Annotated in this window: 17 protein-coding genes; 6 read left to right on the plus strand and 11 right to left on the minus strand. The window is 53.8% G+C overall.

Going from position 1 to position 17270, the window contains the following annotated elements; genetic code table 11:
• Nucleotides 1–25: 25 nt before the first annotated feature.
• Nucleotides 26–1069, minus strand: coding sequence for a pentapeptide repeat-containing protein (locus tag H6650_16445; protein MCB8953595.1), 1044 nt, complete (start codon nucleotides 1067–1069; stop codon nucleotides 26–28).
• A 472-nt stretch (nucleotides 1070–1541) separates the two neighbouring features.
• Between H6650_16445 and typA the strand changes: the two genes are divergently transcribed.
• Complete coding sequence (typA, locus tag H6650_16450) at nucleotides 1542–3398, plus strand: translational GTPase TypA (GenBank protein MCB8953596.1); 1857 nt, start codon at nucleotides 1542–1544, stop codon at nucleotides 3396–3398.
• Entirely contained in the window at nucleotides 3395–4960 is a 1566-nt protein-coding gene (locus H6650_16455) for a Ppx/GppA family phosphatase (protein MCB8953597.1), read from the plus strand. Before typA ends, H6650_16455 begins: the two co-directional genes overlap by 4 nt.
• A gap of 19 nt (nucleotides 4961–4979) precedes the next feature.
• Here H6650_16455 and H6650_16460 read toward each other — a convergent pair whose 3' ends face one another.
• The 7 genes from H6650_16460 to H6650_16490 all read right to left on the minus strand — a co-directional run bounded on the left by H6650_16460 (nucleotide 4980) and on the right by H6650_16490 (nucleotide 9316).
• The gene (locus H6650_16460; GenBank protein ID MCB8953598.1) at nucleotides 4980–5321 is read right to left on the minus strand and encodes a hypothetical protein; all 342 of its coding nucleotides are present in this window, start codon (nucleotides 5319–5321) and stop codon (nucleotides 4980–4982) included.
• A 15-nt stretch (nucleotides 5322–5336) separates the two neighbouring features.
• Nucleotides 5337–6158 carry a sulfurtransferase gene (locus tag H6650_16465; GenBank protein ID MCB8953599.1) on the minus strand — a complete coding sequence of 274 codons (822 nt, stop codon included), beginning with the start codon at nucleotides 6156–6158 and terminating at the stop codon, nucleotides 5337–5339.
• A 329-nt stretch (nucleotides 6159–6487) separates the two neighbouring features.
• A complete protein-coding gene (locus H6650_16470) occupies nucleotides 6488–6868 on the minus strand; it encodes a CPBP family intramembrane metalloprotease (protein ID MCB8953600.1) in 381 nt (126 codons plus the stop codon).
• A complete protein-coding gene (locus H6650_16475; GenBank protein MCB8953601.1) occupies nucleotides 6823–7128 on the minus strand; it encodes a hypothetical protein in 306 nt (101 codons plus the stop codon). Before H6650_16475 ends, H6650_16470 begins: the two co-directional genes overlap by 46 nt.
• Before the next feature lie 103 nt (nucleotides 7129–7231).
• A complete protein-coding gene (locus H6650_16480; GenBank protein ID MCB8953602.1) occupies nucleotides 7232–8233 on the minus strand; it encodes an NADPH:quinone reductase in 1002 nt (333 codons plus the stop codon).
• A 454-nt stretch (nucleotides 8234–8687) separates the two neighbouring features.
• Nucleotides 8688–8984 (minus strand): putative addiction module antidote protein, encoded by a 297-nt coding sequence (locus H6650_16485; GenBank protein ID MCB8953603.1) that lies wholly within the window; start codon nucleotides 8982–8984, stop codon nucleotides 8688–8690.
• Nucleotides 8981–9316 carry a type II toxin-antitoxin system RelE/ParE family toxin gene (locus H6650_16490; protein MCB8953604.1) on the minus strand — a complete coding sequence of 112 codons (336 nt, stop codon included), beginning with the start codon at nucleotides 9314–9316 and terminating at the stop codon, nucleotides 8981–8983. Before H6650_16490 ends, H6650_16485 begins: the two co-directional genes overlap by 4 nt.
• A 762-nt stretch (nucleotides 9317–10078) precedes the next feature.
• On the opposite strand from H6650_16490, the gene H6650_16495 reads away from it, so the two are divergent.
• The gene (locus H6650_16495; GenBank protein ID MCB8953605.1) at nucleotides 10079–10543 is read left to right on the plus strand and encodes a hypothetical protein; all 465 of its coding nucleotides are present in this window, start codon (nucleotides 10079–10081) and stop codon (nucleotides 10541–10543) included.
• A 34-nt stretch (nucleotides 10544–10577) separates the two neighbouring features.
• Here the strand turns inward: H6650_16495 and H6650_16500 are convergent, their stop codons facing one another.
• Both H6650_16500 and H6650_16505 read right to left on the minus strand, forming a co-directional pair.
• Nucleotides 10578–11021, minus strand: a complete 444-nt coding sequence (locus H6650_16500; GenBank protein ID MCB8953606.1) for a hypothetical protein — start codon at nucleotides 11019–11021, stop codon at nucleotides 10578–10580.
• A gap of 32 nt (nucleotides 11022–11053) precedes the next feature.
• Nucleotides 11054–11965 carry a hypothetical protein gene (locus H6650_16505; GenBank protein MCB8953607.1) on the minus strand — a complete coding sequence of 304 codons (912 nt, stop codon included), beginning with the start codon at nucleotides 11963–11965 and terminating at the stop codon, nucleotides 11054–11056.
• Between the two features lie 98 nt (nucleotides 11966–12063).
• On the opposite strand from H6650_16505, the gene H6650_16510 reads away from it, so the two are divergent.
• From H6650_16510 to H6650_16520, 3 genes are all read left to right on the plus strand, one after another.
• The gene (locus H6650_16510; GenBank protein MCB8953608.1) at nucleotides 12064–12384 is read left to right on the plus strand and encodes a hypothetical protein; all 321 of its coding nucleotides are present in this window, start codon (nucleotides 12064–12066) and stop codon (nucleotides 12382–12384) included.
• Between the two features lie 149 nt (nucleotides 12385–12533).
• Nucleotides 12534–14123 carry a hypothetical protein gene (locus H6650_16515; GenBank protein MCB8953609.1) on the plus strand — a complete coding sequence of 530 codons (1590 nt, stop codon included), beginning with the start codon at nucleotides 12534–12536 and terminating at the stop codon, nucleotides 14121–14123.
• Nucleotides 14066–16261 carry a hypothetical protein gene (locus H6650_16520; GenBank protein MCB8953610.1) on the plus strand — a complete coding sequence of 732 codons (2196 nt, stop codon included), beginning with the start codon at nucleotides 14066–14068 and terminating at the stop codon, nucleotides 16259–16261. Before H6650_16515 ends, H6650_16520 begins: the two co-directional genes overlap by 58 nt.
• 408 nt (nucleotides 16262–16669) lie before the next feature.
• On the opposite strand, the gene H6650_16525 is transcribed toward H6650_16520, so the two are convergent.
• A complete protein-coding gene (locus H6650_16525; protein MCB8953611.1) occupies nucleotides 16670–17245 on the minus strand; it encodes a DUF4256 domain-containing protein in 576 nt (191 codons plus the stop codon).
• Nucleotides 17246–17270 lie beyond the last annotated feature (25 nt).

A 17270-nucleotide genomic window follows, 5' to 3' on the forward strand; every position in this document is an offset into this window, starting at 1 on the left:
GAAGGGGAAGTGCTTGTGTTGGGGGTTATTCCTGGCTGCTGGATGCGGCGGCCTCGTCGATTGCGGCGGCGGGAGTGACTGTATCATCTGGCGCGGGGGCGTGGTCGAGGCGGGCGGCAGCGTCGGGTGTGACGGCTGGCGTTGATTGGCTGGGATAGGCGGGCGCAGAAATATCCCCGGCAGCCACCCATTCCTCATATGTGCGGCCATCGGGCATAGTTGCTTGGGAGAGATCCGCTGCTGTTAGCAGTTCTCTCAACTCCACTTCTGCTATCCTCAAGTTAGCCCCTGATAAGTTTACTCCTAACAAGTTTGCTCCATATAAGACAGATCTCACCATGTTTGCCCGGACGAGATTTGCTTTCTGCAAATTAGCATTTCGTAAATCTGCATCATACAAATCGGCATTCATTAAGTCAGCATGTGCAAGATTCGCTTTTACAAGGTCCGCATGTATTAGCAATGTGCCCACTAGCGTTGCTTGTGTTAGCTTGACCCCCCTCAAACGCGCCCTAATCAAATTTGAATGACTTAAGTTCACTTGTCTCAGGTCAGCCCTCTCAAGCGAGAAGGAAGCATTTAGTAGCTTTGATTCTTGGAGGAATTGTAGTACTTGCTGATTGCGTCCTGCGTCCAGGTCTCGGAGTACGGTCAGGGTGCAGGTTCTTGCCAGGCGTTTGACGTTTTCGTCTGCGTCTGGCCCCAGCCCCTGTTTCAGAATCAATTCTGTGATGCGGTCGAAGTAGTTTTCTAGAGTTTGCTGCCGCTGTCGCTCCAGGGCAAGTTCCCTGTCCGTTTCCCGTTCCTTTTCGGCAATTTCTAGTTCGGTGCGTTTTTGTACGTTGCTGAACCAAAGGCCAGCGGCAGCGAGGACGGCAGGGACGATAAGCAATTCCATCCAATCCCAATACGTTTTCTCGGCAAAGCCCATGTTGCCGGCATCTACCGTCTCCCACGTAATCCAAACCAGCAAGGCAAGGATGGTAACGATAGTAGCCCCTGTCAAGATGCGGGGGATATGCTTGCGCGTGATTCCTGTTATGAGCCAACCCAGGATTCTTCTTATCATCCTGTTTTTCCTCGCGGTACCGTTTTTTGCCGGCACTCCCGCCATTGCATGGGATTATGATGCTTCCATGTTACCACGCATGACGCCATCACCTACATCCAGAAAGCGGCCGCCCACAAAACCGTAACCCCCCGTCTCTATCCGTCGGCGCTCAGGTAGTCCTACTCGTGCGCCATTTGTACGAAGCGGAACCACCTGATACAATGATAACAGACCTCGACCAGTCTGGCCGAGGTTTTTGCATGTCTGGTAATTACTAAGCCAGATTGGACCAATTTTCTCTGGTGAAATGGCCATTGAGCGTGTGAAATTGGTCCAATCTCCAGGGTGCCCCAGGCCCTGGTTGGATGAAAAACCCGGTTTGGGGCAAGTCAATAATCATCCGCGCCATCTGCGTCATCTGTGATGATGTTTTCACCAACCACAACCCGCGCGCATCCCATTTTGTCACCACGGCAGGTCTGAAAAATCTATGCTTACGAAACGAACCAATTTGCGAAATATCGCCATCATCGCCCACGTGGACCACGGCAAAACCACCCTTGTCGATGGTCTGCTGCGCCAGGCGCGCGTCTTCCGCAGCAACCAGCAGGTGGCCGAGCGCGTCCTCGACTCCAACGATCTGGAGCGCGAACGTGGCATCACCATCCTCGCCAAGAATACGGCCATCACCATTGACGACCCGCAAACGGGCGAGCGCGTGAAAATCAACATCGTAGACACGCCCGGCCACGCCGACTTCGGCGGCGAAGTGGAGCGGGTGCTAAACATGGTGGACGGCGTGCTGCTGCTCGTGGACGCCGCCGAAGGTCCCATGCCCCAGACCCGCTTTGTCCTCAAGAAGGCGCTGGAGATGGGACATCGCGCCATTGTCGTCATTAACAAGGTAGACCGCCGCGATGCCGGCCCGGAACGGGTGCTCAACGAAACCTTTGACCTCTTCATTGAACTGGGAGCCACGGATGAGCAGGCGGATTTCCCCGTCGTCTATGCGGTTGCCACCAAAGGACAGGCGGGCTACACCCCGGCCCTCGGACCCGACTTGCAGCCCCTGTTCGAGACGATCTTACGCCAGGTTCCCCCGCCAACGGTGGACGCGGACGCGCCGCTGCAAATGCTGGTGACGACGCTGGCTTATGATCAATATCGCGGTCTCACGGCTGTTGGTCGGGTTTTTGCCGGCAAAATCACCCTGGACCAACCGCTGGCACGGATCACACGCGGCGGCGAAATCCTGGTGGAGCGCGCCCGCTACCTGTTTGTGCATGACGGCCTGGAACGCCTCGAAGTGGAATCCGCCAGCGCCGGCGAAATCGTCGCCGTTGCCGGTCTGGAGAGCGTGGCTATCGGCGAGACCCTGGCCGACCCGGACAACCCACGCCCGCTGCCCACCATTGAGGTGGAAGAGCCAACGGTGCGCATGAGCTTCAGCATCAACAACTCCCCCTTTGCCGGGCGGGAAGGGCGCTGGGTGACATCTCGCCACCTGCGCGCGCGCCTCTACGAGGAGTTGAAGCACAACGTCGCCCTGCGCGTGGACGAAACCGAAAGCGCCGACACCTTCATTGTTTCCGGGCGTGGCGAACTGCACCTGGCCATCCTCATCGAAACCATGCGCCGCGAAGGGTACGAGTTCCAGGTATCCCGCCCAGAAGTCATCTTCCACGAAGGGCCAGATGGCGAAAAGCAAGAACCCTATGAGGAGGTCCATATTGACACTAGCCCAGACACCGTGGGCACGGTTGTGGAAATGTTGGGCAAACGGCGCGGCGAGATGCTGAACATGCAAGATATGGACAACGGCTCCATCCACCTGACCTACATCGTGCCCACGCGCGGTCTGCTTGGGTTTCGCTACCAGTTCCTCACCGCTACCCGTGGCATGGGCATCATGCACACCCTCTTCCACGGCTATGGTTCCCTGGCCGGCGAAATCCCTTCCCGCTCACGCGGCTCCCTGGTCGCCTGGGAAATGGGCCTCACCAACACCTACGGCCTGAAAAACGCGGAGCCGCGAGGCATGTTGTTCGTGGGACCGGGCGTGGAAGTCTATCAGGGGATGGTCGTGGGCGAACACCAGCGTCCGGGCGACCTGGACGTGAACGTCTGCAAAACGAAACACCTGACGAACATGCGTCAGTCTATCCGCGACATAGACGTGCGCCTCACGCCGCCACGCCAGATGAGCCTGGATGAAGCCATTGAATACCTGGCCGAGGATGAGCTGCTGGAAGTCACCCCCACCAGCCTCCGCATCCGCAAACGCATCCTGGACATGCACATCCGCGCCCGCGACGCCAAGCGCACGCGGCAGGCCCTGGCCGCATGAGCGAACCCCGTTTTCAGCATGTGGCCGTGATTGACCTCGGTTCCAATACGGCCCGCCTGGTGGTGATGAAGGCCATTCCTGGCTACTCGTTTCGTCTGCAAGATGAAATCCGCGAGGTCGTGCGGCTGCGCCAGGGCATGACGGGACGCGGTCTTAGCGACGCGGCCATTTCGCGGGCAATGTCCACCCTGCAACTTTTTCGTGATTTTTGTCATGGCCGCGAAATTGACGTCATCTTGCCCACGGCCACCAGCGCCGTGCGCGAGGCCAGCAATGGCCCTGCCTTCGTGGAGCGTGTGCAGCAGGAGTTAGGGCTTTCGCTGCGCATTCTCAGCGGGGAGGAAGAGGCGTATTACGCCACCATTGGGGTGCTAAATGAAGTGCCCATTGCCCAGGGCTATGTGCTGGATATTGGCGGCGGCAGCTTGCAGGTGAGCGAGGTGTGCGCGGGGCGATTCCGTCGCGGCCAATCGTTGACGCTGGGGGCGCTGGCGTTGACAGAGCGGTTTATTGAACACGACCCGCCGACGCCGGAGGAGGTCGCCGCCGTTCAGGCGGAAATTGAAGCCCAGCTAGACGAAATAAGATGGTTAAAGGCGTCGCCCCAAACCATGTTGGTGGGATTGGGTGGTACGATCCGCAATCTGGCGCGCATGGAAGCTGTGCGACAGGGCTACCCGTTGTATACGCTGCATGGCTTTACGCTGAGCCGAGAATCGGTGCGGGCAAGTATCAACTTGTTTTGCGAACTGCCGCTGGCGAAGCGGCAAAAGCTAAACGGGCTGAACAGCGACCGCGCGGACATCATCTTGCCTGGCGCGCTGGCGCTGCTGGCCGTGATGCGGCGGTTGGACGTGGACGCGCTGACTGTGTCCATGAGCGGGCTGCGGGAGGGGGTGTTTTTGGAGCGGTTTTGGCGGCACTTGCCTTATCCCGTGATGCCGGATGTGCGCCGTTTTAGCGTGCTAAATCTGGCGCGTATCTATCAGTATCAGAAGAACCATGCCAACCATGTGCGCTATCTGGCGGGGCGGTTGTTTGACCAACTGGCGCCGCTGCACGGCTTTGGTCCGCCGGAGCGGGAGCTATTGGACGCGGGGGCGCTGCTGCACGATCTGGGCGTGATTGTGGGGTACGATGGTCATCATCGCCATTCGCAGACGCTGATTGAGTTCAATGGGCTGGCGGGGTATACGCCGCGCGAGATCGCCCTCATCGGCCTGCTGGCGCGGTATCACCGTAAGAAGGACCCGGACACGTCCGGCTACGAGGTGCTGCTGCGCGCGGAAGATGAGGGGCTGGTGTGGCAGTTGGCGGCGATTTTGCGGCTGGCGGAGTTTTTGGAGCGGGGGCGCAATGGCAATGTGGATGACGTGACGGCGCGTTGGACGGATGAGGAACTGCGGTTGACGCTGATTGCGGATACGTATCCGGCGGTGGAGTTGTGGCAGGCGGAGCGGAATGCCGTGCCCCTGGTGGAGGCGGCGTTTGGGCGACGGGTGGTGCTGGACAGCATTGCCGCGCCGTCTCCGGGATACCAACAGAATAGAGTTGACGCTTGATGGTGGTCGGTTATTTTGCTCAACCGGGAAACAGTATTTCGCCGATAACAAATAGCAGGAGAAGGGCCCCAATCAGAGTAGACACATAAACGAGCAGCGCGTCCTCTTTCCGGCGGGTGATGGCCAGGAGACCTGTGATGAAGGCGGAAATGCCGGCAACGACGCCCGCAAGCATGGTAAGCGCCAAAGCGGGTCTGCCGGCAATATCCGCCAACAGGGTGCTGCCTGCCGGCACTGACTCATAAAGCGAACGGGCGAATGATGAGCCGATGACAAACAGGATGGGCATCACCACGATCAGCCCGACTGATCCCTTGCCCAAACTGGTTTTGGGCGTGATTCTCCAGCGTTGTTTTGTCATGCTGTTTACCTCCGTCTATACACCCTCGTATTGCGCGAGCGGCAGCCCTTCGCCCATCCATTCAATCAGGGAGCCATCATACACGGCCACATTTTCATTCCCGGCAATTAGATGCGCAATCGCATTTACGGTGGCGGCAATACCGCCGCCGCAATAGGTCACCACACGCTGATGACGCGCTTCTTCTTTCAGCCGAGGGACGAATACGTCGTCGGACACGAGCGCATCCATTCCTTGCATCAAGTCCATTGCGGAGAGGAACGACGAGCCGGGGATAAATGCGCCTTCATACATCTGAGGGGGCAACGCATACTCCGTCCGAATGCTGCTATCTCCCATTGCTTTCAAGACTGCTTCCTTGCCAACGAACATCCCTGGTCTGAATTGACCCTCGAACTGCGTTTCTTCATATTGGCGGGCTTCCTGTTCCAGTTTCCCGCCCGCCTTTACCCAGGCCGCAAGCCCGCCGTTAAGGACGCGCACATTGTTGTGACCCGCGTACCGCAGGATCCACCAGGCGCGGGTGGCGGCAGGGAGTATGCCGACGGCATAAAGTATGACTTGTGTCTCTTGCGAGATGCCGATCCGCCCTATTTGTTTCAAGAGTTCGGCTTCCGGCAAGAGCATGTATTCATACTTGCTGTGCGTATCTGAAAATGCTTGATGATCAAAGAAGGCCGCACCGGGGATGTGCCCCTGGAGATACTTGTCGTAGGCAGTTGCCGGATCGGATTCGCTTCTGAAAAACAAGATCGTGGCATCGTAAATGCGAACGTGGCTGTGGTCCAGTTTGGTGAGCAGTTCATCCGCTTCTATAAAAACGCTATCTCTATGCACCCGTTCAACTCCTTCGTTTCAATGTAGTATCACATCCAGCCCCCAATTTGGGAGGCTGGCTTTTTCAAAACCGAATACCCCAACGCCGCACTTAGCTTGTCCCATCTCAATAACAAGGTGGGGTTGGATGCCGGCATTCCGCGTCATCATATCCCCCCATCTGCACGGAAGAGACCGCGCCCTTCGGCGTCCGACCATACGGCTGGCATTACCCGCAAGTGGGCGGGACGAGACTCGGCTTGGGAGCCGTGTAGACCCGAAGCGAGGAAAAGGCCCGTGAATCGCGCAGGCTCCTACTTGTCGGGTGCACGCTATGTTAACCGCGCTCATTACTGTCGGATTATCGTGTCAGTTGCTACCTTGTCTCGGATTAGTGTCTTGGGTCCATATAGTAGAATAATGGCCAGGGCAACCACAAATTCGATGATATAGAAGAAGTATATACTGGGAACATTGAAGGGTATGACTTCTCCCGTAACATTTCCCGCGGCGTGAAATAGCACTGCTGCCAGCACACTTTCGCCTGTGTTGTTGTAAACCCATGCACGGAAAATTCCTACCGCCAGGTAGGGCAATACCAATACCCAAATAGGCATCCCAAAACGCACATCACCAGGCATGAAGATTAATGGAATATGCCAACAGCCCTCGATAAAACCCAAGATCAAAGCAGATGTTGATGCACTCCACTTTGTCTGAAAATGCGGCAAAGCGTACCCCCGCCAACCGAACTCTTACTCAACCCACCATTGAGGATGGAAGCAATGAAAGGCGGAATGATCAACCACGGTGTTGAAACGTAAATTAGTGGAGGTTGCTGTAGGCCGAAAAACAGTTGGGAACCGTAGCGGGTGAACAAGTATAAGATCGGAAACCACCAGAACCAGGTCCAACCAAAAGCGATTAGGAAGAAAAGAAAGATGCTTTTGGCATTGAACTCTTTCATTTTAGATTTCGCCAATTGGTCCATCAATTGTTCCTCTTTCTTCGTCTTTGCGGCTAACGCCGCGCGCGGGTTGTTTCGTGCTAATAACCTGCGAGAGCCACAGGCAACGTTCAGGTTCCTTGCCTTTTTAGAATGTTCTCCCGGTCAGGTCGAGAAGAACGCGACCTCCTTGGCTACCTTGTTCGACTAACTCTTGTGCGGTTGCGATTTCATCGAGGGGCAGAACACTCCCGATGGGATAGCCAGCCCAGCCATCGGCGAGCATCTCCGAGAGGTCGGCAGCCGCTCGGCGCTTTGCCTCGACCGGGAAGTCGTCACTCCCGAGGAAGTAGAGCCGCGCGTTTTTGAAGACCAGGTTCCAGAAAGGAATCTCGGGATTTGTCCTGTTCGTGGCGTAGCTTGCGATCGAGCCACCCAACTTCAAGACTTGCTCATCCACAGCCACGTTTGCCTGGAAGGCGACCTCGACGACGTGGTCGACTCCGTCCGGACTCAGGGCGAGCAAGCTCTCTACGATTTGCTCCGAGTCTAGTCCGTCCGTTCGGAGAACTTCGTCCGCGCCCGCGCCGCGAGCTATCGTCGAGTCCGCTTCGCTGCGGACCGTCGCGATGACCCCGGCACCCGCGCGCTTGGCGATCTCCACCGCCGCCATCCCCACCGCGCCGGCCCCACCCTGGATAAGTACCGTGCGACCTTTGACGTCTCCTCCCACGTGAACAGCTCGATGAGCTGTTATGCCGGGTATGCCGAGACAGGCTCCCTGGTCCCAGGAAGCGTTCGATGGGAGTTGCGTGACCTGCTCCACCGGTACGACGACGAATTCAGCCGCCGTGCCGAACGGTCGATAACTCTGCGCGCCGAAGCACCACACCCGCTCACCCACCATCCTGGTCGATACACCCGCGCCAACTGCGTCGATGTTTCCCGAACCATCACTGTGCGGGATGACCCTTGGGAATGGCATCCCGACACCAAAAGCGCTACTGCGTTTCTTGACATCGCCCGGGTTGATGCCCGAGCGCAGGACCGCGATCCGCACCTCACCTGGGCCGGGCACTGGATCCTCCATCGTGCCGACAACGAGGACATCTCGGGCCTCACCCTGCGATTCGTACCAAGCTGCTCTCATAAGTCACTACCGCCATGAATCAGAGGCATTCCAACGCTGCGTTTGGCTTGCTTCGTGCTAATAGGGTGGGGTTGGATGCCGGCATTATCCACAACAACCTCCCACCTGCGCCAGACGTAACACAGCCAGCGCGAAGGCCAAATCGCCTGCAACCGCGTATTGGTCGGCCCCGAACTGTTTACGAATTGGTCTGAATGTACTCACTCAACCAACTGCTGAATGCTCCTCGCATTGCCTCACCTGCCGCCGAACTCACGCATAGTTCGGTCGTAAATGACAAGAACCTCATCAACGGTCAAATAGCGCATAGGCTACGCCAACTGCTTATAGAGTTCCGCGCCTTTGCCGAAGCGACTACTCATGACCTGGCCGATTTTGGCGCTGGCGGTTGCCCAGGATTTTAACGATAAGGGCCGCCTTTTTGGGGCGGCCCATTGCTACGTAGATACAGCTTTTACGTTGTTTCCACTTCAACGGCTAAACGCAGCCCAATGCTATGTAATAGCGTTTTCAAGCTGGACAACTGCGGATTTCCAGCAGGGGATAGCATTCGGTAAAGGTTTTCTCGGTTCAATGAAGCGTCTTGCGCCACCCGTGAAAAACCACGCGCTTCGGTGATGTCGCGTAAAGCTAACAGAAAAACTTCCTGGTCATTTTCTTCAAGCGCCGCATTCAGATAAGCCGCCGCTTCTTCGGGGTCGGCCAGGGACGCTTTCAGTCCAGTTTCATAGTTTGCGGTTGTTGGGTTCATCTTATCCTCCACAAATAGTCATCCCAATACGTTTGGGCTAACTCAATGTCTCTGGATTGTGTTTTCTTGTCGCCCCCATACAACAAAATGACAACTGTGTTGTCTTTGCGCCCAAAATAAACACGATAACCGGGTCCATGTGGGATTCGTAACTTGCTTACGCCATGTCCCACGCTTTTGCAATCGCCGAAATTTCCCAATCGAATTCGATTCAGCCGGACACGAATTTTTGCTCTAGCTTGTCGGTCTCTTAACCCTTCCAACCAATCCCGAAATGGATTTTGTCCTGAATCGGTCAAGTATTCCAGCAATTCAATTTGGGTATCGCTCATAAACTGATTGTAGCACAAAAGCTACAACTCGCGCATTCTTTCGTGAAAATGTAGCGACGCTCCTGACGCCGCGTTCACCTTGCCATGTTTCAATAGGGTGGGGTTGAATGCCGGCATTATCCAACAACAATAACCTCCCCCTACACCGGAAAGGCCGCGCCCTTCGCCCGGCGGCGTTAGCGTCCGACCTAATGTCTTGGTTCAATGTCTTGGTTCAACGCTTGCTTGAGCGGCGGGCGGGTGAGGAGACTGCTTTATCGGATTAATCGAATACTTGAAAAGCCCCGGTCTCGCCCGTCCGCTCTAAGCGTTGTGTGCGACCCGTTCGCTCGAAACCGTGTCTGCGGACACGGGGGATGAGCGGCAAAGTTACTGAACTTTGACAACTCCGTATCCAAGTGGGTGCGATATTACCCTAGCGGGTAGGGAATATCAACTCCCCCCGTCCCAATGGATGGATAGACAGCCCTTCCCTCTGCGTGCGACTGGTCATCAATCGTGGAAAGCGGGAAGAAACGGTTCACGCTGCCAGTCAGAGGCGGCTCAGAATCAGCAGGCGGCTATGGATAACGAAAGTGAAGATGTGGTTGAAGCGTCGTCAGCGAGAACTTGCCAAACTGACTGACAGGCAAGCCCAAAAGGGATTGGTCTCTGGTCATGACCGTACATTGGGTTATGACATCCATTCTCACGAGACCCGGCGTAAAGCATCATCCTACGGCCACGCAAAATGGACTTAGTAGAGGTCAGGTCTTATGACAGATACAAAGTATACTGAAGATTGGCAAACAATCCCTTGGTCAGAAGTATGTCCTCGACGCCGATATTGCCAAATGCTTCGACCAAATCTCCCATCCAGCTTTATTACAGAAGTTGAATGCGTCAACGCCAGTCACGCGATTGGTAAGACAATGGCTGAAAGCAGGCATTATGGAAGGAGATGTCTTCTTGCTGCCCAAAGCCGGAACACCCCAAGGCGGGGTTATCTCCCCGCTGCTGGCAAACATCGCTCTGCATGGCCTGGAAAACGAACTGGTTGATGTCCTTCCCAAAAGGCAGAAACCGGGCGTCATTCGCTATGCGGATGATTTCGTCATTTTGCATGAAGATTTGGACACTCTCAATAGGTTGCGAGAACGGGCGGAAGCGTGGTTAGCTCCGATGGGACTGCATCTCAAACCAGGCAAAACCAGCGTCACCCACACATTGCACTTTAGTTTTCCGTAAATGGGGTTTGAATTTTGGTGCTTCAAACCCGAAATCAGGCCTTTGCGAGCCGGATAGCTTCGTATCCAGGCGGCAAATGTGCCGTAACCGAAGCCTTCTTAGAAAGTTGGTTGGAAAGTGGCAGACCAACTTTTTTTAAATGCTTCATCAGGCGTCCATACGTCGGTTTGGCAGCTCTGTCCCAGAAGCCAGTCCGGATTGACGGTAGGGTCGCCGCCAGATATTTCAATAGCGACCCGAAAATCATGGTCAGCGCCGGCAAGCGCGTGAGCGCGGTCGGGTGGTGGACATAATGCCGACCGCCGCCACCAGACAAAATGTACTTGCCCGTTTGCGGAACTCCTTCTATCGGCCAGCGTTCTGGGTAAATCGCCTGCATGGAGGCCGCGGTCAGTTCCAACACAGGTGTACCCAGCAGCAGCGGGTCTTCGAAATCGGGGTGGTGAATGGCGACAACCTGGAGCGGCGTGTGTCGCAATTTGCGCTTACGCTTTTCGTCTTCAACCCGATCTAGATGACGCTCCAGGAAGTAGACGGGGACCAGACCTCAACCTTTATCTCAACGCTATCCTCAGCAACAAGCGTGTGCGTTTGCGTTGGTTGAGACGCTGGCAGGAGATTGTCCCCATGTTTTCGCGCCAATGGGCGCACCACTTCAGCCTGGTGGCGGCTGGGCGTTGGCCCCTTCTTGGAGGTTCGCGGCGGTATCTTGCCTGCTGTTTTGCCGAAGGTGCAGTTCTTGGCTAGCCGTACCACACAGTTATTCACCCCATGCCTAACCGCATCTACCAATGAAAATCCAGCATCAAAGAGGGCCAGGTCCGTCTCCGTCAGCTTTTTGCCGACCTGCTTGTACACCTTTTCCATCTCCGCGGATGGCGCGTTTTGACTCGTATCAACGCAGACCAGTAGTTCCAGGATGGCGACCCGTTGTTCTCCAACACGCCCTGTTGTCCCCATCATGCCAAATGGCACACCGGGCACCGCTTTGTGGGCATCTGAATCATACGTTTTGCTCTTCAGCCCTTTCACTCGTGCCCTTTTGTATGCCGTCATATCGACGGGTTTCAGCTGGTACCCTTGAATCACCGTTGCCTGCCATTGACCAGCCGCGTCTACTTGCTTTTTCAACTCGTCGAGCAACTCTGCCAGATTGAACTGACCGTACGTGATCGCTTTGGCTGCCCGACGACTCCTTGCGGCTCGTTCTGCCTCATCATCAATGAATGCGCTCAAATACTGGTCGACCGCGGGCATGATGCCACCGCCTGATTCGACAAAGTATCCGCTGTACATCGCGCTGATGACATCACAGATTCCTAAATCGGTTCCTTTCGGCAGCGTGGCAACCATTTGCTCAATTGCTTGTTGCATCTGATAATGGATAGCTGTGGGCGTGTTGGTGTTGGTGTTTGTTTTCACATACTAATCATCCATCAACACGCCCCTTTTTGCACCCCCTGTTTTCTCTCAGTTAGGGAAAACCAAAGCAGTACAAACGGGATGAAATTGGCGATCACTTGTGGCGGCGCATTCGTAATTTTTGGGCCGATGACATTGAAATAGCCGACGCTTTTGATAGTACCGATCATATTCAGCGCAAGCTGAATAGGCTGCTGGCTTATATGCACGATGATCTGGGGCGCGATCCGTTGTCGTTTCCTGCCCTATGGTGGCTGGCATCGTTAATTGAATTGGAACTGCAATCGGACACTGAATCAGCATTCTTGTCAGAAATTCAGGATTGGATTCAATATGATCGTGAGCGAAAAAGCGAATTAGAGGCTACGGCGCAAGCTTTGAGGCGTGTTGCTGCGGAAATTTATCAGAGTTCGGCATGAGCGCGCGCGGAATCAAACCGCAAACTGAATTTTGAAGGGGCAAATGGTGCTGCGCTACCGGCGAACCTTGGGGTTGTCCAACGGGCTGTTGGCCAGACAGCTTTGGCAGCGGCTGCGGGCGGGTACGGGTTTGCCGAGGTGAGGGTGGTATGGAAGTGGATGTGCAGTGGCAACCGGGATGGACAACGGCCGTAAAAATCGAAAGCGGTGGCCGTTACCCCCTGGGACTGAACCGATTTCACAACGGTCTGGAAGAAATCCTGATCAAGAGCATTACCGTTCTGGCAAACCGGCTACGTTACTACGCCTACTGCTGCTGGGCCATTGGCGACATTGAACGACATGAATCGTGTCAGAATTGGGGTGACTTTGTACAAGCGTTCCAAAAACGGGAAACAGCCTTGGCCTCGGGTTTATATTTACTTGAAACCGACTATTCTGTGCCAGGATCAGAGAAAATCGCCAAAGTCATCACAAGTGAAGCAAAATCCCTCATTTGCAACTTCAGCATTATGCAATCAAATGACCTCGGCGCGTTTGGTCTCTATTATATTGGTACATCCTACACGTTGGGCTTGATTGAAAATAACGAGAAAGGCGTTGTGGTGCTAACGTCCGCCGGGCAAAGGTTGTATGAAATTGCAGAAAAGCGGTATCGGAAATTAAAACCGGCTTATTACACACGTTATCGCGGACAGTCGCCTGTACCAACGGTCGTTTTGCACGAGTGGGGACAGGTGAATGATTTTGACAATATCCGTAACCCCGACTGCCAGGCAGAAAGAGAATTTTTTCACTCACTGCTCTTTCGGCTGAATCAGGCAACCCCGGGGGATTGCCGGCGCGATACCCTGGCATTATTTCTAACCTGTATTGCCCACTGCGAGCAATCTGGGGTGCCCTTCACTGAAGCGGTACTTAGCCACATTCATACCTACCGCTGTTATCAACGCGAGTCAGGTGATGTGATACCCTTTGCCGTACCAGAACCCTTCCAAGATGTGCATTTTTACTGGGCCATTTACGAAGGTCACGTCTATTTTCGCGGCTGGCTTTCCACTGTTTTCCAAGCGTTTCTCACCTATTTGAAAGGGTGTCCCAATGGAGCAACATTAGAAGATTTTCTCGACGAAATTGATGCGAAAAGCTTTAACGAAACCATTGCCCATTTTTGCGAAGTACAGGCGGACTGGTTGGGTGGAACGATGGGCGACATTTTAACCCGGATAGGCGGACCGCCAGACTTAATCGATCGATTTTCGGAGGTACAGGTAACGGCCGATAATCAGCATCAATCTTTATCTGGAACCTTGGCGAAATTTGTGTTGGTCATGGCTGCTCTTTGGCAGCGGTTTCGAGAAGCAAGATATGACCAACGGTATCAAAATGTGGCTCTGAATTTGAGCAGCGATCTTTGGTTTGACGTCCTGTTTCAACTGCCAACCATGCGACATATGCCGGTTATGCGTTTCTTGCGAAAAATGATTCAGGCGTATGTGCTCAATCAGCATGACCGGATCATGATTGAGAAAAGTGATCTGCGCCGCTGCTGGTTTACAACAGAGCAAGGGAAATACTTCTGGCAGGCAGACGTCAATGTGATGTGGCGACCGGCCAAGTACAGTACGATCATGAACTTTCTCCGGGACATGAACCTGATTGCCCTGGCAGATGACCAGCAATGGCGGCTAACGACAGAAGGCAAGGAATTGTCTCAAAAATTATTGGCAGGTGGATGATGGCCAAGTTCAACCTGGTGGACTCCTTTTTTGACAAGCGGCACGGATGGGAAACGGCCGTGTTGTGCAGCTATGGTCTTGATCTCAACTTCTTTGAAAATTACCTACTCAAACTGAACGCTTTGTACGCCTGCGATAACATTGCGCTATTTGTGGATGGACAAACCTATGACCAGTTTCAGCAAGCCGCCTACACGCCGCATTTACTTAACCGCCGGTATCTGGTCTCCTGGTTGCGATCGCCCGGTGTCTTTCACACAAAGCTATATTTGCTGGCCTCCTCCAAAAAGGTGCTCATCGGGCTGGGCAGCGCCAACCTGACGCGGGAAGGGATTGCCAGTAATTTGGAATTGCTGACTACATTTGAGGTGTCAGAACGGGATCGGACATTTGGAGCCTTACTAGGCGATTGCCTTCTTTATGTCCAGCGTCTGGCACAATTGACACAGAGTAAGAGGGCGCAAGATCGAGTAGCGGCGTTGGCAGACTGCTGCCGACCGTTTGTACGCGCAGAAGACAAAAATGATAGTCGAATGCAGTTCCTGCACAACCTGGATCGGCCGTTACTGGATGAGATTGTAGAGGTGCTAAACGGCCGTTCCGTAACCAAGATCCAAATCGTCTCCCCATTCTTTGACCGGCAGTTGGCTCCCTATGGGGAATTACGAAGCCTTTGGCCTGATTGCCAGGTTGAAATCTATATCCAACAGCACAAAAGTAACTTTCCCCTGGATCAATTTGATAACTTGTCGGCAACGATTAGCGTTTATCATGACATTGACCGTTACTTACACGGCAAGGCCATCCTGTTTCATACGCCAGAGCAAACCTACCTGTTTATGGGTAGCGCCAACTTTACCGTGCCGGCATTGCTGCGGTCGGCGGCCCTGGGCAATTTTGAAATTGGGGTGATGGGCGTAGTTGATGAGGAAACGGTCGTTGCAATTTTACAGCCAACCGGACAGACGCCCGTTTCCATAACAAGTGCTGCCGACATTCAAGTTGATACCCGTTCAGAATTTCCACCCAGGGGTGCGGCAAACGTTCTATACCTGGTCGAAGCGGCATTAGAAAACAACCACATCAAGATTGAGACCAATCCAGCCATCAGTGCGGCTCAATTTCAACCCCGGCGCTATCTGTTGGTGGATTTTAATGAAAACAGTCTTGAAGGCGCATTGTCGCCAGATTTAACCGTTACGTTAACCGCCGAAATGCGCAAGAAAATGCAGAGACGCTTTGGCATACAACTCATAGGCATAGATGAGCAGGGCCGAGAGAAGTTCTCAAACCTGGTATGGGTCATTGATTGGGATGAACGAGCGGGGGACAGACACGACCGGCAGTTGTGCCGCATTTATAGTGATCCGTCACAACTGTTTGATGTACTGGAAGAGATGATGGCGGCCGGCGATGAACGTGAACTGATGCTGTTTTTGCAGCGTTTCGATATACCACTTGATTTACTAATATCCCCTCGTTTAGCCCAAGGTCCACGCAATGTGAAATCAAAAGGAAATGTTATTGGAACGCTGCCGGTGCATTTAAGCAAGCTCTTTTCAAATAATGTGCTAGCCGCTTACGATACCTGTTTGGATCGGCTACTGGTCAAGATGAAAAAGCATGTGGCTGAAGTTCAGCCTGATAAAATCAGCAATTTTGTCCTGATTTTTAACACATTCCTGGTGCTATTGGACTTTGTGAACAGTTGGGCCAGTGAAAAATATCGTGACAAGCCGACCATTTCAAACGATGATTGGCTGCTCATTCGCGACTGTTATAACATGCTGCTAAAACACATAACGGCCGTTTGGGAATTGGTCTGGGGCAAAGACGGTTACCGCAACCGGATCAATGCCCGGCTGGCAGAACGGGAGCCTGATGAAGGGGAAGCGGCCGTCATGTTTGAGGCTCACTTGCTGGCAGATTATGATAATTCAGCAGCGGAATTGCAGGAATTTGTATTACGGCCCTTGGGAACCTTTGAGGCATTATTGGTGGCATTACGAATAAAGACCCAACAGGGCAAATTGGTACAGCCCAAAGTATTTCCCAACCGCCATCTCTACCTGGAGCCGCGACAGTTGGCCGGGCTTCAACAACGGGTTTCCCAAGGCGGTTTATACACTTATTCTTGAGATACTTCGGCATTATTCTGATACAAAAATTACTACCCGACTCCTTTGGGAATGACATTATCACTATGTTTGCACTTTTTGAGAGAAAGGGGCCATGACGAGAAATAGCACATTGACAATGAAATAAGAGCCGCATAGCCCACTTTGAGGTACAAGATGGTTTGCGAAAACTATCATATCTCGAGGTGAACTATGCGTCTGCCTGCCAGTCGTATGGCTGGACCAACATTTGCGCCACTATCTGACTTTGTTCGCTGACTTTTTTGGCCGACCACAGTACAAGTATTTCGTAACCATACTGCTGGGGTCGATGCTGTGTCAAAACAGTCAATAAGGTGGACATAATGGACGACATCCTCCGCACCTTTGACCCGGTGCCAGGGACAATCACCCATGCAGAATGAACCCTCAAACCTTGAGCGAGCCGCGGAACCCTCTGGCGGCGTAGTAAGACGGGGCGCCGTTGTGATACACAAAGACGGTGTTGTAACGGCGATCACAAAAGAGCGCGCCGCCGAGTTCTCGAATTTCAGCCGGCGTTCGCACCCAACTGGACGTCGCCGTGTCGAAATTTCCCAGTTGCTGCAACGCCCGGTATTGCGCTTCCGTTAATAGATCAATCCCCATGTCCGCGGCCATGTCCATTGCATTACTTTCTGGTTTATGTTCTTTCCGTGCCTCCCAGGCCTCGCGGTCATAACAGAGACTGCGACGGCCTTTGGGACTTTCCGCCGCGCAATCATAAAAAATGTATTCACCCGTTTCCCCGTCATAACCAACAACATCCGGTTCGCCGCCCGTTCTCTCCATTTCATGGAGCGACCACAGTTTCCCCGGATTCGCGTCGAGTTTTGCTCGTACTTCCGCCCATCCAACGTTGGCATGACGGTGCATGTTTTTCTCAAAACGTGCTTTTAAGACGTCTAGCAATTCGTCACGTTGTTCTGGTGATAGTGCCTTTTCGTTGTTATCTATGTGGTTCATGTTTTTGTACCTGTGATGGGAGACT

The sequence above is a fragment of the Ardenticatenales bacterium genome (genome assembly GCA_020634515.1).
Taxonomy (GTDB): domain Bacteria; phylum Chloroflexota; class Anaerolineae; order Promineifilales; family Promineifilaceae; genus JAGVTM01.

Coding starts and splice junctions, on each gene's coding strand:
- H6650_16475 (MCB8953601.1), bottom strand. CDS start 7,128: ATGGACCAATTGGCGAAATCTAAAATGAAAGAGTTCAATGCCAAAAGC.
- H6650_16525 (MCB8953611.1), bottom strand. CDS start 17,245: ATGAACCACATAGATAACAACGAAAAGGCACTATCACCAGAACAACGT.
- H6650_16490 (MCB8953604.1), bottom strand. CDS start 9,316: ATGAGCGATACCCAAATTGAATTGCTGGAATACTTGACCGATTCAGGA.
- H6650_16460 (MCB8953598.1), bottom strand. CDS start 5,321: ATGACAAAACAACGCTGGAGAATCACGCCCAAAACCAGTTTGGGCAAG.
- typA (MCB8953596.1), top strand. CDS start 1,542: ATGCTTACGAAACGAACCAATTTGCGAAATATCGCCATCATCGCCCAC.
- H6650_16455 (MCB8953597.1), top strand. CDS start 3,395: ATGAGCGAACCCCGTTTTCAGCATGTGGCCGTGATTGACCTCGGTTCC.
- H6650_16480 (MCB8953602.1), bottom strand. CDS start 8,233: ATGAGAGCAGCTTGGTACGAATCGCAGGGTGAGGCCCGAGATGTCCTC.
- H6650_16515 (MCB8953609.1), top strand. CDS start 12,534: ATGGAAGTGGATGTGCAGTGGCAACCGGGATGGACAACGGCCGTAAAA.
- H6650_16485 (MCB8953603.1), bottom strand. CDS start 8,984: ATGAACCCAACAACCGCAAACTATGAAACTGGACTGAAAGCGTCCCTG.
- H6650_16520 (MCB8953610.1), top strand. CDS start 14,066: ATGGCGGCTAACGACAGAAGGCAAGGAATTGTCTCAAAAATTATTGGC.
- H6650_16445 (MCB8953595.1), bottom strand. CDS start 1,069: ATGATAAGAAGAATCCTGGGTTGGCTCATAACAGGAATCACGCGCAAG.